Source organism: Nonomuraea sp. WAC 01424 (genome assembly GCF_003947315.1).
In the GTDB taxonomy this organism is placed as follows: domain Bacteria; phylum Actinomycetota; class Actinomycetes; order Streptosporangiales; family Streptosporangiaceae; genus Nonomuraea; species Nonomuraea spiralis.
The window spans coordinates 142,674-156,128 of sequence record NZ_QHHZ01000020.1 but is presented as its reverse complement, the minus strand read 5'-3'; the positions used below and the strand labels follow the sequence as shown (position 1 = coordinate 156,128).

Sequence of the window (13,455 nt, the reverse complement as noted above, 5' to 3'; positions counted from 1 at the left end):
ATACCTATCTTTCTTCTGACACGTCCGGATATATTCCGCAACCGGGGTCGTAGCCGGGTGGGAATGCCCGGGCCCGTACGGGGTGAACCGGGGATGATGCACGTGGTGAAGACCGTTCCATGAATGAACACCCGCTTCCAGTTCCGCCGGACGGCCTGGCACTCACCGTGGTCGTTCCGTGCCTGAACGAGGCCGACAACATCCCTGACACGTATCGCGAAATCGCCGACGCGCTGGGTGACCAGGCAGATCTCGAAATCCTCTTCGTCGACGACGGCAGTACGGACGAGACGCTGGCGCGCATTCGCGTGATCGCCGAGAGTGACGATCGGGTGTCGTTCCTGTCGTTCTCCAGGAACTTCGGCGTCGAGGCCGCCTTCTCGGCCGGCTACCGGTACGCCCGCAACCCCTGGGTGCTGCACCTGGACGCCGACCTGCAGTTCCCGCCCGCCGAGGCCAAGCTGCTGATCGAGCGGGCGGCCGACGGGTACGACGCGGTGTTCGGCATCCGGGTGGACCGCAAGGACCCGTGGCCGCGCCGGACCGCCTCGATCGTGCACGACTGGCTGGCCCGGCGGCTGCTGGGCATCGAGATCCCGCCGCGCGCGACGACGTTCCGGCTGGTCCGTACGGAGATCGCGCGCCGGATCGTGGACCTGCGGCTCGGCACACCGTACTTCCTGGCCACGCTGCCGCGCCTGACGCGGGCCTGGACGACCGTGCCGACCGCGCACCGGCCGCGGGCGCACGGCTCGTCCAAGGTGACCGTGCGCGGACTGGCCAGGCACTCCCTCGACCTGTTCTTCGGTTTCTCGTCGCGGCCGATCTCGGCCGCGGTGTGGGCGGGCCTGATCGGCCTGCCCGTGGCGCTGCTGGCCGGGCTCACCGGCAGCACGGCGCTGTTCGGGCTGGCGCTGGCCGCCGCCCTGTTCGGGCTGGCCATGGTCGCCCGCACACTTCTGCACATCTCTCGCGGTCAGGCCCGTCCGCCGCTGTTCCTCGTACGGGAGGCCAACGTGCCGGTCGACTCCATGGACCTGCTCGCCGGGAGGATCTCATGACCGGCGCCCGCCGCACCCTGGCGGTCCTCGGCGGCGCGGACGGCGCCATCAGCACCATCCGCGCGGCGGCCCGCCTCGGCGTGCGCACGATCTGCGTGGACATGCGGGCCGACGCCCCCGGCGTCGCGCACGCCGACGAGTTCCTCGACCTCAGCACCCGGGACGTGCCGCGGGTCGCGCGGGCACTGGCCGAGCGGGCCGACCTGGCCGGCGTGGTGTCCCCGGCCAGCGACGTCAACCTGCCCTCGCAGCTCGCCCTCGCCGAACGGCTCGGCCTGCCCTGCGGTCTGTCGGAGGGCGCCGTACGCGGCTCGGTCGACAAGGGCTGGTTCCGCGCGATGTGCGCCCGGCTCGGCCTGCCCGGCCCCCGGCACGTGAGCGGCCCCGAGGAGGAGGTCCTGCGGGACGCCCTCGACCTGGACTTCCCGCTCATGGTCAAGCCGGTGGACTCCTCCGGCAGCCGCGGCGTGTCGCTGTGCCACACGCCGGACGAGCTGCCCGAGGCCGTACGGCTGGCCAGGGAATGGTCGCTGTCCGGGCGGGTCGTGGCCGAGGAGTACCTGGAGGGCGCCCACTACACGGCCGAGGCGTTCGTGATCGGCGGGAAGGTGGCGCTGATCGGGCTGGCCGAACGGGAGCTGACCCCGCCGCCGCTGTTCATCACCGTCCAGCACACCATGCCGGGCCAGGCCGCGATCACCGACGCCGTACGCCCGATGCTCGACGCCGTCTGCGCCGAGACCGGGCTGCGCGAGGGTCCGCTGAGCGCCGACGTGCTGGTGACCGGGACGGGCGAGGTCGTCCTCGTCGAGATGGGCGCCCGCCTGGGCGGCAACGGCCTGGCCGAGCTGCTGGGCCTGGTCCACGGCGTGGACGTGGTCGAGCAGTACGTGCTCTCGGCGATGGGCGAGACGCCCCGCCTGACCCCCACCGCCGCCAGGTACGGCGCGGTCCGCGTGCTCGGCGCCGAACGCGACGGGAAGCTGATCCGGGTGGACGGCGAGGGCGAGGTCAGGGGCCTGCCCGGGATCGTCGACCTGGTGCTGGCCGCCGCCCCCGGCGACCACGTGGACCGCTACACGCGGGCCGGCGCCAAACTGGGTTACCTGACCGCCACCGCCGCCGACCGGGACACGCTGGCCGGCGAGCTGGACGAGGCCGCCGCACTGCTCCGGTTCGAGATCGGGGACGTGCAGTGAGCCACGGACTCGGCGTCGCCGTACGGGAGGTGCGGCACGTCGTGGACGCCTTCCGCGCCATCCGCCGCCCGCGCGCCGAGACCGACCGCACCACCCTCGACGGCCTGCGCGAACTGCTGGCCTTCGCCCGCGCGCACGTGCCCCACTACGCCGACCCGCGCTACGACGTGCCCCTGGACAGCCTGGCCGACCTGGCCCGGCTGCCGGTCCTGGACAAGGCCACCGTGCTGGACGGCGAGCTGTCCCGCTTCCACGTGCCCGGCCTGACCGAGAAGGACTACCGGCTGGACCGTACCAGCGGGACCACGGGCCGCGTCCTGGAGGTCCGGCACGACGTGGCCGCCTACGGCTACCACGGCGCGACCGTCTTCCGCCGCTTCCTGCTGTCCGGCTACCGGCCGTGGTGGCGGATCGCGCACATCAAGCCGTTCCCGCGCCCGCTGCGCTGGTTCCAGCGGCTCGGCCTGTTCCCGCGTACGGTCATCGGCGCCGGTCAGGGCGACGACAGGATCCTGGCCGAGGTGCTGAAGGTGCGCCCGCACCTGATCATGGGCTACCCGGTGGTGCTGCGCGGGCTGGAGCGCGACGCCGGGCCCGCCGACCTGGCCCGGCTGCGGCGCACGTTGCGCATGGTCATGACCGACTCCGAACTGCTCACCGACGAGGTGCGCGACCTGCTGGCGAACGGCTTCGGCGTCCCGGTGTACGACGAGTACTCGGCGTACGAGGTGCTGACGGTCTCCACCCAGTGCGACCGGGGCTCGATGCACGTGGACGAGGACCGCGTCCGCCTGGAGATCGTGGACGACGACGGCTTACCCGTGCCCGACGGCGAGGACGGCGCGGTCGTGGTGACGCACTTCAGGGAGCGCGCGATGCCGCTGCTCCGCTACCGCCTGGGCGACCGCGGCATGATCGTGCCGGGGGAGTGCGGGTGCGGCAACCGGTTCATGCGCATGCGCGTGACCGGCGGCCGGTCCGACGACTACATCACCTTCCCCGGCGGCCACCGCGTCTACACGGCCACGTTCCTGTCGCTGGCCATGTGGACGCCGGGCGTGGCCGAGAGCATGGTCCGCCAGGACGCCGGCGGGCAGGTCACCGTGCACCTGGTCCCCGAGGAGGGCCGGGACTTCGAGGAGGTCGCCGCGGCCTACCGGAGCGGGCTGGCCCGGCAGGTGGGCGGCCCGGTCGAGGTGCGGTTCGAACGCGCCGAGCGGGTCACGCTGACGCCGGGCGGCAAGGGCAGGTTCGTCGAGTCGGCACGGGCCCGGCAGTGATCGTGGGCCTGCGGCGCAGGCCACCGCCCCGCCTGGTGGCGGTGACGGCGGCCCTGTTCGCCGGGCGCGGCGCGTTCCGCGCCGCGCTGTGGACCGCCAACCTGGTCCTGCTCGGCATGTGGGGCGCCGACGAGTTCGCCCTGTACGCCACCGCCAACGGCGTGTCGGGCTGGCTGCTCGCGCTGACGTCGAGCGGCATCGAGAAGGCGGCGCTCGCGCTGGTGCCGCGGCGCGGCGGGCAGGGGCTGCGGCCGCTGTTCATGTTGCTGGCGGCCACGCCGTTCACGCTGGCCGTGCCGGTGTGGCTGGCCCTGGCGGCGGCCGATCCCGGCGGCGCGCCCGCCAGGTACGCCGCCGCCGCGGCCTACGCCTGCGGGCTCGGCTGCTGCGCGGTCATGGCGGCGCTGAACCGGCTGCGCGGGCGGGCGCGGGCCGACGTGTTCGCGTACCTGACGCTCGCCGTCGCGCAGGCGTCCGGCGTGGGGCTGGTGGCCTGGACGGGGATGGGGGCCAACGGGCTGCTGGCCGTCCACGTGGGCGTGCTGGCCGTGCTCAACGGCGTGCTGGCGGCCGGGCTGCTGCGCAGGCGCCCCGCTGCTCCCGGCAAGGGCGCCTACCGTCCGGCGGTACGGGCCGCGGCCCTGCTCAGCGTCGGCGAGGTGACCAGCGTCGCGGCCACCTCGGTGACGTTCGCGTACTTCGCGCACCTGGACGACGCGCAGAAGACCAGCGTCTTCTACGTGTGGTCGGTGGCGCTGTCCGTGGTCGTCATGGGGGTGTCGTACCTGCTGCGCATCCTCCAGCCGCGGGTGGCGGTCTGGATCGAGGGCATGGGCGAGGCCGGCGCCCGGCGGATGGCCCGCCGCATCCTGGCGCCCGCGGTGCCGGCCGGGATCGTGGCGGTGGTCGTGCTCTCCGTGTTGCTGGCGGGCGGCCAGCGGGGCGTGGTGGCGACCGGCGCGGCGCTGCTGGTGGAGGCGGTGCTGACGGCGGCGGTGTTGCCCGCGTTCCTGCTCGTGGAGAACACCGACGACCGTGGGCGGCGGCTGGCCGCGGTGGCCGCGTGCCTGCAGTTCGCGGTGGTCGCCGCCGCCGGATGGTTCCTGGTGCCCGCCGCGGCGGCGTTCGGCGCGCTGCTCGCGTACTGCGCGGGCGAGGTGGTCAAGGGCGGGGTCATGCTGGCCACGCTGAGGAAGGAGACCTCATGAAGGGCTTGCCCAGCACGATCCCGGTGGTGCCGGTGGTGCGGAACCTGTACCTGGCGCGCTCGCGGGACCGGATGGACCCGGTCCGGCTGCGGGCCGTGCAGGACCGGCTGCTGACCGGGCTCGTCCGCCACGCGCACGCCAACGTGCCGTACTACCGCCGAGTTCTCCCGGCCGACGCCGTGGCCGCGCTGTCCACCGCCGCCGACCTGGCCGCCCTGCCGATGCTGGACCGCGCGACGCTGCGCGACCTGCCGCCCGCCGAGCTGATGGCCACCGGGTTCACCCCCGACAACACCCGCGAGGCGCCCACCAGCGGGTCCTCCGGCGTGCCCATCCGCCCCTTCTACTCCGAGGGCGACCTCGGCTACCTGCGCGCCACCTACCTCCAGGACCTGCTGGCCTCGGGCCTGCGCCCCTGGGACCGGATCGGCTACTTCCGGGTGGGCGAGTTCCGGCCGCACCGGCTCCAGCGGCTCGGCCTGGCCCGTACCGTCCACGTCAACACCAGCCGGAGCCTGGACGAGCAGGTCGACGCGTTCCTGAGCGGACGGCCGACGTTCCTGTGGGGCTTCCCCGGCTGCATCGCCACCCTCGTGGACGAGCTGCGCCGCAGGAAGGTCGTCTACCGCGGCGTGCACACCGTCATCTTCGCCGGGGAGACGCTCACCCCCGAGGCCCGCGCGGACGTGCTGGGCTACTTCGGGGCGCGCGGCCACGAGGTGTACGCCTCGGTGGAGGCGTACACGATCGCCCGGACCTGCACCGAGGGCACGATGCACCTGCGCTCGGCGGACGTGGTGGTGGAGGTGCTGCACGACGACGGCAGCGTGTCGCTGGAGGACGGCGAGGGCGAGATCCTGGTGACCCGGCTGCACGCCGAGGCGATGCCGCTGATCCGCTACCGGCTCGGCGACCGCGTGCTCATCGAGCCGGACGACTGCCCGTGCCGCGTGTTCCACACCCCGATCCTCCGGCGCATCCAGGGCCGGACCGAGGACCGCGTCGTGGCCGCCGACGGGCGTACGGTGCACGCCAACTTCCTCACCAACCCGGCGGTGATGCCGACGGCGGGCATCCGCGGCGTACAGGTGCTCCAGCACCGGCCGGGCGCGGTGGAGATCCTGCTGGTGCCCTCGCCGTCGGCCCCCGCCGACCTGGCCGTCACGGTCCGTGACGCCGTGGCCGCCGTGGCCACGGACTTCGAGGTGACCGCGCGTACGGTGGACTCGATCACCCCGGAGGCCAACGGCAAGGTCCGGATGGTGAAGATCGTCCGGGAGGCCACGGCCTGACGCGGGTGATCGATAAGGGCGCTTTCCGATCACAAAACGATTCCGGAATTTTCGCCGCCGTGCTCGCCGCCGACACGTTCGGAATGAATTCCTGGGAAAATTCCGCACGCTGAATTTCCGCGCCGCAGAGCTCCCCGAAAGAGCCCTGCGGAACGTCGGACATGCCCTTCGACATGACCGAACTCGGTTAGTCGAATTCGACTATTGGGAGCCTCCTGTGCCGCCGCGTCCTTTACGCAGCCCCTTGACCGTCGCCGTGCTCGGCCTGCTCGCCGAGCGGGCCCGGCACGTCTACGACATGCGTACGGCGATGCGCGAACGCGGCCACGACCGCACCCTGAAGATCAAGAACGCGTCGTTCTACGACGTCCTGCCCCGCCTGTCCGGCGCCGGCCTCATCAGCGAGGGCGAGACGGTCCGCGACGGCGCCCGGCCCGAGCGCACGGTCCACCGCATCACCGAGGCGGGCGCCGCGACGCTGCGGGAGTGGCTGCGCGACCTGCTCGACGGCCCCGAGGACGACACCCCCGGCTTCACCGTCGCGCTGATGTTCATGTCCGCCCTGCCCAAGGCCGAGGTGATCGCCCTCCTCGACCACCGCGCCGCCCGCATGGAACGGCAGGTCGCCGAGACCGGCCAGGCCCTCGACGCCGCCGTCCGGGACGGCCGCGCGCCGGTGTCCCTGGCCGACCACGCCTTCCCCCAGGCCCTGCGGCGGGCCGAGCTCGACTGGGTGCGCTCGTTCACCGCCCAGCTCCGCGACCCGGCCACGTACTGGCCCGGCCCGTAGCGCCGGCGGGGAGCGCTCGGTCCCGGCGGGTCAGGGAAGGGCCGGGTAGTCGGTGTAGCCCTCGGCGGCGCCGCCGTAGAAGGTGGCCGGGTCCGCGGCGTTGAGCGGCGAGCCGGCCGCCAGGCGGCGGGGCAGGTCGGGGTTGGCGAGGAAGAGCCGCCCGAAGGCGATCAGGTCCGCGGTCCCGTCGTCGATCAGCGCGAGCTCCTCCGGGCCGGTCGGGCGGTCGCCGGTGTGCGGGTTGAGGATCAGCGCGCCGGAGAACCGCCGCCGCAGTTCCCGGGTCAGTTCCCGGTCGCCGGCCTCCATGACGTGCAGGTACGCCAGGTCCAGCGCGGCCGTCCGGCTGACGAGCTCCTCGTAGACGGGACGGGGGTCGGGCTCGTGCATGTCGTTGTTCGGCATGCCGGGCGAGATCCGCAGCCCGGTACGGTCACCCCCGATCGCCCCGGCCACCGCCGAGACGACCTCCACCGCGAACCGTACGAGGCCCGGGACCGAGCCGCCCCAGCCGTCGGTGCGCCGGTTGGTGCCGGGAGAGAGGAACTGGTGGATCAGGTAGCCGTTGGCGCCGTGCAGCTCCACGCCGTCGAAGCCGGCCTCGACGGCGTTGCGGGCGGCGGCGGCGAAGTCGGCGACGGTCTGCTCGATCTCGGCCGCCGTCAGCTCGCGCGGGGTGACGAACTCCTTCACGCCGTCGGGGGTGAAGAGTTGCCCCCGCGCGGCCACCGGCGACGGCGCGACCGGCACCAGGCCCTCGGGCAGCAGGACGGGGTGGCCGATCCGGCCGGTGTGCAGGAGCTGGGCGAAGATCTTCCCGCCGGCGGCGTGCACGGCGGCGGTGACCTCGCGCCAGGCGGCGATCTGCTCGGCGCTGTGCAGTCCGGGCGTGAACGGGTAACCCTGGCCGACCGCCGACGGCTGGACGCCCTCCGTGACGATCAGTCCGGCGGAGGCGCGCTGAACGTAGTAGCGCGCGGTCAGCTCCGTCACCAGCCCGTCACGGGCGCGGCTGCGGGTCATCGGGGCCATGACGAGCCGGTTGGCGAGCTTGGTACGGCCGACGGCGATCGGGTCGAAGGCGATGGACATGGGTGTCTCCTCGGTGGAAGGGGTGAAGGTGATCTCTGTGTCCCGCGGCGCGGTCATCCGCGCGGGCGGCGCGGCAGCAGGAAGCTGACCAGCGCGATGGCCAGGCCGAGCCCGGCCGCGATGAGGAAGACCAGGTCGTAGCCGTCGGCGAGGGCGGCAGGGGTGCCCGCGGGGGCGGCGCCGCTCGCCGCCGTCGCCAGGACCGCCAGGCCGATCGAGCCGCCGACCTGGCTCGCGGTGTTGGCCAGGCCGCCGATGACGCCCGCGTCGCCCTCGGGGGCGTCGGCGGTCGCCGCGGCCATGAGGGTGGGGAACGTCAGCCCGATCCCGGCCGCGACGAGCAGCGTGGGCCCGAGTACGCCGGTGAGGTAGGCGCTGTCGGCCTGGGCCAGGGACAGCCAGCCGAACCCGGCCAGGAATCCGGCGCTGCCGGCCAGCACCAGGGGACGCACCCCCGTACGCGGGAGCAGCGCCGCGGACCCCCGTGCGACCAGCATGAACGTCACCGCCGCCGGCGTCTGCCCGAGCCCGGCCTGCAGCGCGCTGAAGCCCAGGACGTTCTGCAGGAACAGGGAGGAGAAGTACCACATCGCGATGGTGATCCCGCCGAACAGCAGCAACATGCCGTTGCCGACGGCCACCCCCCGGATCCTGAGCAGCCGCAGCGGCATCATCGGGCGGTCGGCGAAGCGCGCCTCGACCACGACGAAGACGGCGAGCAGCAGCAGCCCGGCCAGGACGGGCACGAGGACCTGGCCGGAGAGCCAGGCGTGGTCGGCGCTCCGCATGACGCCGTAGATGAGCGCGGCCAGCCCCGCCGTCCCGGTGACGGCGCCGGTGAGGTCGAGCGGCTCGCGCCGTCCGGTGTGCGCGCCGGCCAGCGCGGTCAGGGCCACGGCGATCAGCAGCGCGCCGATGGGCACGTTGATCAGGAAGACCCAGCGCCACGACAGGCCGGTGGTGATGGCCCCGCCGGCCACCGCGCCGATCATCCCGCCGACGCCGCCCGCGGCCGACCAGGCGCCGAACGCCCTGGCCCGCGCCCCAGGCTCGGTGAAGAAGGTGTTGATCACGGCCAGCGTGGCCGGGGCCATCATGGCGGCTCCGACGCCCTGCGCGACGCGGGCCGCGACCAGGACCCCGGGGGTGGTCGCGAGCCCGCCGGCCAGGCTGGCGGCCGAGAACAGCACCAGCCCGGAGACCAGCATCCGGCGCGGGCCGAATAGGTCGGCGGCCCGGCCGCCCAGCAGCATGAAGCCGGCGAAGGCGAGCAGGTAGCCGTTCACCACCCAGGCGAGCCCGGTGGCGGTGAAGCCGAGCTCCCCGCGGATCGCGGGCAGGGCGACGTTGACGATGGAGGCGTCCAGAATGACCATGAACTGCGCGGCGCAGGCCAGCGCCAGGATCATCCAGGCGGGGACTGTCCGGGGGGTGGTGGCCCGCCGGGGGGCGGTGCCGATGCTCGTCATGACTTCTTTCCGTTCTGCTGTGGGCGCGTCTTTGTGGGGGGCCGCGTCGGAGGAACCACGCGCGGCGGCCCGAAGCCGTGTAGGATTCGGTTACGCGGATAACTATTATGCAGATAACTAATTTTCGTCAAGGAGCGATCATGGACTTCGCGCAAGCCGATGCCATCAACCAGGCCATCCGCCTGCTGAGCCTGCGCCACCGGGCCAGGGCCGCCACGCTGCTGGCCCCGCTCGGCCTGCACCCGGGGCAGGAGGCGCTGCTGCTCGAACTCGACCGGACGGGACCGAGGATCCAGGCGCAGCTCAGCGAGGCGCTCGGCTGCGAGCCGCCCAGTGTCACGCTCATGACCCGCAAGCTGGAGGCGTCCGGGCACATCCGCCGTACGCCGGCGCCGTCGGACAAGCGGGCCAGCGTGGTCGAGCTCACCGACAGCGGCAGGGCGCTGGCCGAGCAGGTCAAGCGGCTCTGGCGCGACCTGGCCGAGGAGACCGTGGCCGGCCTGCCGGCCGAGACGGTGGCCGGGCTGCCCGCCGTCCTGCACACCCTGACCGACAACGTGGACCGGCGTCCCGGCCGGCGGCAGGCCCCGGCGGAGCAGCGGCGGGCCGCGCTGACCGGCGAGTACGAGCCCAGCGCGTCGGCATGGGTCCGCGAGCACGTCGAGCAGATCATGAGCACCGGCACGACCGACGGCGTCACCATCCTCGACCTGCCCGTCGTGCTGATGACCTACCGGGGCGCCAAGACCGGCAAGGTACGCAGGACGCCGGTGATGCGGGTCGAGCACGAGGGGCGTTACGCGGCCGTCGCGTCCCTGGGCGGCGCGCCGGTCAACCCCCAGTGGTACGCCAGCGTGCTCGCCGAGCCGGTCGTCGAGCTCCAGGACGGCACCGTGAACCGGGCGTACCGGGCACGCGAGGTGTCAGGGGAGGAGAAGGCGACCTGGTGGCGGCGGGCGGTGGCCGCGTACCCGGAGTACGCCGCGTACCAGCTCAAGACCGACCGCCAGATCCCGGTCTTCGTGCTCGAACCGCTCGGCGGCGACGCCGAGGGATAGGCCGGGACGGGCCGGGCGAGCGCGATCGAGGCGGCGGTCCGTGGGTAGGCGGAGTCGGACAGGCGCCGGCGATCGGAAGGGGCGTCCGGTGATCGAAGCACTCGTCCCCGGCAACGTGGCCGTCTCGACCGCGTACGGCGACGCGCCGGACGTGCGGCTCTTCCCCGAGGAGCGGGCGGCCGTCAGGAAGGCGGTCGCCAAGCGGCGGCGGGAGTTCGCCACCGTACGGCACTGCGCCCGCGAGGCGCTGGCGGCCCTCGGCCTGCCCCCCGCGCCCATCGTCCCGGGGCGGCGCGGCGCGCCCCGGTGGCCGGCCGGCGCCGTGGGCAGCATGACGCACTGCGCGGGATTCCGGGCGGCGGCGGTGGCCGGCGCGGCGGACGTACGGACCATCGGCATCGACGCCGAACCGCACGAACGCCTGCCCGAACGGGTCTTCCGCATGGTCGCGCGGCCGGAGGAGGCCGCGATGGTGCGCGAGCTCAGCGCCCTGCGGCCGGACACCTGCTGGGACCGGCTGCTGTTCAGCGCCAAGGAGTCGGTCTACAAGGCGTGGTTCCCGCTGACCGGGGAGTGGCTGGGCTTCCTCGACGGCTCCCTGGACTTCTCCCTCGACGGCCGCTTCCACGCCAGGCTGCTGCCGCCGGACGCGCCGGTGACGGAGTTCGCGGGCCGCTGGGGCGCCTCGGCCGGGCTGCTGGCCACGGCGATCGTCGTCCCCCGGTAGTCAGGCCCCGGTAGTCGGGTCCCGGTGGTCAGGTTCGCCGTACGGGCTCGACGAGCTCGTCGTGCTCGGCCCGGCGCAGGCGTTCCTCGGCGGTGAGCTCGACCCGCCGCATCGCGACGCGCAGGATCGGCGGGGCCATGAGCGAGGTGACGATCGCGACGACGATCACAATGGTGTACATCGCCGTGTCGATGATGCCGATGCGCAGGCCGACCATCGCCACGATGACCTCGATCACGCCGCGCGCGTTCATGCCGGCCCCCAGCGCGAACGCCTCCCAGCCGCCCAGCCGGCTCAGCCGCGCCCCCAGCCAGGCCCCGAGGAACTTGCCCACGATGGCCACGCCGAGGACGACGCCCGAGGCCACCAGGACGTCCGGCCGGGCCAGCAGCGTCAGGTCCATGCGCAGACCGGCCGTCGCGAAGAACAGCGGCGCGAGCACGCTGAGGACGACGGTCCGCAGCGGGGCCAGCCACGCGGCGTCGGCGTGACCGGAACGGCCGATCAGGGCGCCGCAGACGAACGCCCCGAGGATGGCCTCCAGGCCGAGCGCGTGCGTGCCCGCGGCCGCCAGCAGCACCAGGACCACGGCGGCGGCCACGGCCGGGCCCGGCTCGGCCGACCGGGTGGCCGCCCTCATCGTCCAGCGGACGAGGGGACGGCCGACCCACAGGGCGAACGGCACGAGGGCGACGAGGTAGACCAGCGACAACACGATCTGGCCGGTGCGCACACCGGTGGTCGCCATGGCCGAGACGATCGAGAGCATGAACCAGCCGAACGCGTCGTCCACCATCCCGGCGGTCAGGCAGAGCTGGCCGACGTCGCGGTGCAGGAGCTTCATGTCCGTCAGCGTCTTGGCGATCACCGGGATCGCGCTGACGCACGTGGCCACCCCCAGGAACAGGGCGAAGACGGTGACGCTCGTGCCCTCGGTGAGGAGGGAGGCGGGCAGCAGGTAACCGGCGGCCACGCCGAGCGCCAGCGGCACGACCAGCCCGGCGACGCTCACCTTGACGGCGGTGGCGCCGCGGCGGCGGACGAGCCCGAAGTCGAGCTGGATGCCGGTGATGGCGACGAGCAGCAGGACGCCGACCTGGCCGACCGCGTCCAGCAGGTGGAGCTGGGTGAACGTCAGGCCGGGGGCGACGTGGTGCAGCACGGACGGGCCCAGCAGCACGCCCACGGTCAGCTCGCCGACGATGGCGGGCATGCGCAGGCGCCCGGCCAGGCGGCCGAGCAGGACGGCGAGACCGAGCAGCAGGCCCAGTTGCAGCATGAAGACCAGCAGCTCGCGGGCTCCCAGAGGCATGTCAGGCACAGGAGAGGCTAAGCCGATCGGCCGGGCGTCCTGCTGCTCAAAATTGAGCCGTCCCGGGAGGCCCGCGAGGGCCCTGCTCAATATTGAGCGGAGGTTCCCGCCCTCGTGGGCGACATTCGGGGCATGACGAAGCCGGCGCAGTATCAGACCACCCTGCCGCCCGACCAGTTGCTGCACTCGGGCAACGCGGGCCTGATCATCCACCGCGTGGGGATGCTGGAGTACGGCATGGCCCGCGAGGGCCGCGACTTCAGCGTCGACCTGCTCGACTACATGAACCGGGCCCAGGCCGGCGTCGCCACGACCTTCTGCTACGAGGAGGTCTTCGGCGTGCGCGAGCGCCTGCACTGGTTCGTGCACATGAAGTCGCCCGAGAAGTACAGCAAGCTCATCGAGATGGTCGACCACGACGAGGCGTTCCAGCAGATCTCGCTCAAGGACCGGTTGCCCAAGAAGGGCGGCGGCAACTGGGAGAAGATGTTCGTCCACGGCAGCCTCCAAGAGACCGTCATGTGCCCGCAGCACGGGTTCACCGACGACGTGCACGACGTGCCGGGCACGTTCGTGCCGCCCGCGACGCACCAGACCACGCAGAAGGAGCAGCTCAACTCGGCGACCGCCGGGGCGATCGTGTTGCGCAGCGCCGACGTGCGCTACGAGCTGCGCGAGGAGGGACGGCAGTTCCTCTACGACTGGTCCCAGTACGTCAACGGCGACCTCGAAGGCCGGGCCACCGCCTACATCTACGAGCAGACGTGGGGCCGGCAGGACCGCCTGCACGCCCTCATCCACCTGCGCGAGCCGGACGACTACCAGGCGGTGCGCGAGGTGGACCGGAGCGAGGGCATGCGCAAAGAGGTCTACGACGTGGAACGGGTGCCGGAGCGGCACGGCGGTGGTCAGTGGGACCGGCTGTTCGTCCCGGCCAGCATCAACGACGTCCTGATGGTGCCCTAGC

The 13,455-nt window shown here is 73.1% G+C and carries 12 protein-coding genes; 9 read left to right on the top strand and 3 right to left on the bottom strand.

The genetic code is table 11. The features are described from left to right. Positions 1–119: 119 nt before the first annotated feature. From DMB42_RS43110 to DMB42_RS43085, 6 genes are all read left to right on the top strand, one after another. The gene (locus DMB42_RS43110) at positions 120–1,061 is read left to right on the top strand and encodes a glycosyltransferase family 2 protein (RefSeq protein WP_125645293.1); all 942 of its coding nucleotides are present in this window, start codon (positions 120–122) and stop codon (positions 1,059–1,061) included. After that, complete coding sequence (locus tag DMB42_RS43105) at positions 1,058–2,260, top strand: ATP-grasp domain-containing protein (RefSeq protein WP_125645291.1); 1,203 nt, start codon at positions 1,058–1,060, stop codon at positions 2,258–2,260. The genes DMB42_RS43110 and DMB42_RS43105 overlap by 4 nt, the downstream gene beginning before the upstream one ends. Next, positions 2,257–3,540, top strand: coding sequence for a phenylacetate--CoA ligase family protein (locus DMB42_RS43100; protein ID WP_125645289.1), 1,284 nt, complete (start codon positions 2,257–2,259; stop codon positions 3,538–3,540). The genes DMB42_RS43105 and DMB42_RS43100 overlap by 4 nt, the downstream gene beginning before the upstream one ends. Next, positions 3,537–4,748, top strand: a complete 1,212-nt coding sequence (locus DMB42_RS43095) for a hypothetical protein (protein ID WP_125645287.1) — start codon at positions 3,537–3,539, stop codon at positions 4,746–4,748. The genes DMB42_RS43100 and DMB42_RS43095 overlap by 4 nt, the downstream gene beginning before the upstream one ends. Then, positions 4,745–6,040, top strand: coding sequence for a phenylacetate--CoA ligase family protein (locus DMB42_RS43090; RefSeq protein WP_125645285.1), 1,296 nt, complete (start codon positions 4,745–4,747; stop codon positions 6,038–6,040). The genes DMB42_RS43095 and DMB42_RS43090 overlap by 4 nt, the downstream gene beginning before the upstream one ends. Before the next feature lie 244 nt (positions 6,041–6,284). Beyond that, positions 6,285–6,830: a PadR family transcriptional regulator gene (locus tag DMB42_RS43085; RefSeq protein ID WP_125645283.1), complete on the top strand. Its 546-nt coding sequence runs from the start codon at positions 6,285–6,287 to the stop codon at positions 6,828–6,830. Positions 6,831–6,860: 30 nt separating this feature from the next. Here DMB42_RS43085 and DMB42_RS43080 read toward each other — a convergent pair whose 3' ends face one another. Further along, positions 6,861–7,922 carry an alkene reductase gene (locus DMB42_RS43080; RefSeq protein WP_125645281.1) on the bottom strand — a complete coding sequence of 354 codons (1,062 nt, stop codon included), beginning with the start codon at positions 7,920–7,922 and terminating at the stop codon, positions 6,861–6,863. Positions 7,923–7,975: 53 nt separating this feature from the next. Further along, complete coding sequence (locus tag DMB42_RS43075) at positions 7,976–9,391, bottom strand: MFS transporter (protein ID WP_125645279.1); 1,416 nt, start codon at positions 9,389–9,391, stop codon at positions 7,976–7,978. A gap of 140 nt (positions 9,392–9,531) precedes the next feature. Here DMB42_RS43075 and DMB42_RS56165 point away from each other — a divergent pair, with 140 nt between their 5' ends. Both DMB42_RS56165 and DMB42_RS43065 read left to right on the top strand, forming a co-directional pair. Further along, a complete protein-coding gene (locus DMB42_RS56165) occupies positions 9,532–10,449 on the top strand; it encodes a nitroreductase/quinone reductase family protein (RefSeq protein WP_125645277.1) in 918 nt (305 codons plus the stop codon). Positions 10,450–10,537: 88 nt separating this feature from the next. After that, positions 10,538–11,176 (top strand): 4'-phosphopantetheinyl transferase, encoded by a 639-nt coding sequence (locus DMB42_RS43065; RefSeq protein ID WP_125645275.1) that lies wholly within the window; start codon positions 10,538–10,540, stop codon positions 11,174–11,176. Positions 11,177–11,204: 28 nt separating this feature from the next. Here DMB42_RS43065 and DMB42_RS43060 read toward each other — a convergent pair whose 3' ends face one another. Beyond that, on the bottom strand, positions 11,205–12,488 hold the full coding sequence (locus tag DMB42_RS43060; protein WP_221762611.1) for a cation:proton antiporter: 1,284 nt from the start codon (positions 12,486–12,488) through the stop codon (positions 11,205–11,207). Between the two features lie 132 nt (positions 12,489–12,620). Between DMB42_RS43060 and DMB42_RS43055 the strand changes: the two genes are divergently transcribed. Then, positions 12,621–13,454 (top strand): DUF6039 family protein, encoded by an 834-nt coding sequence (locus DMB42_RS43055; protein ID WP_125645273.1) that lies wholly within the window; start codon positions 12,621–12,623, stop codon positions 13,452–13,454. Position 13,455 lies beyond the last annotated feature (1 nt).

What these genes read in the sequence shown, in the direction of transcription:
- DMB42_RS43060 (WP_221762611.1), bottom strand. Translation starts at nt 12,488, where the DNA reads ATGCCTCTGGGAGCCCGCGAGCTGCTGGTCTTCATGCTGCAACTGGGC.
- DMB42_RS43110 (WP_125645293.1), top strand. Translation starts at nt 120, where the DNA reads ATGAATGAACACCCGCTTCCAGTTCCGCCGGACGGCCTGGCACTCACC.
- DMB42_RS43075 (WP_125645279.1), bottom strand. Translation starts at nt 9,391, where the DNA reads ATGACGAGCATCGGCACCGCCCCCCGGCGGGCCACCACCCCCCGGACA.
- DMB42_RS56165 (WP_125645277.1), top strand. Translation starts at nt 9,532, where the DNA reads ATGGACTTCGCGCAAGCCGATGCCATCAACCAGGCCATCCGCCTGCTG.
- DMB42_RS43090 (WP_125645285.1), top strand. Translation starts at nt 4,745, where the DNA reads ATGAAGGGCTTGCCCAGCACGATCCCGGTGGTGCCGGTGGTGCGGAAC.
- DMB42_RS43055 (WP_125645273.1), top strand. Translation starts at nt 12,621, where the DNA reads ATGACGAAGCCGGCGCAGTATCAGACCACCCTGCCGCCCGACCAGTTG.
- DMB42_RS43080 (WP_125645281.1), bottom strand. Translation starts at nt 7,922, where the DNA reads ATGTCCATCGCCTTCGACCCGATCGCCGTCGGCCGTACCAAGCTCGCC.
- DMB42_RS43105 (WP_125645291.1), top strand. Translation starts at nt 1,058, where the DNA reads ATGACCGGCGCCCGCCGCACCCTGGCGGTCCTCGGCGGCGCGGACGGC.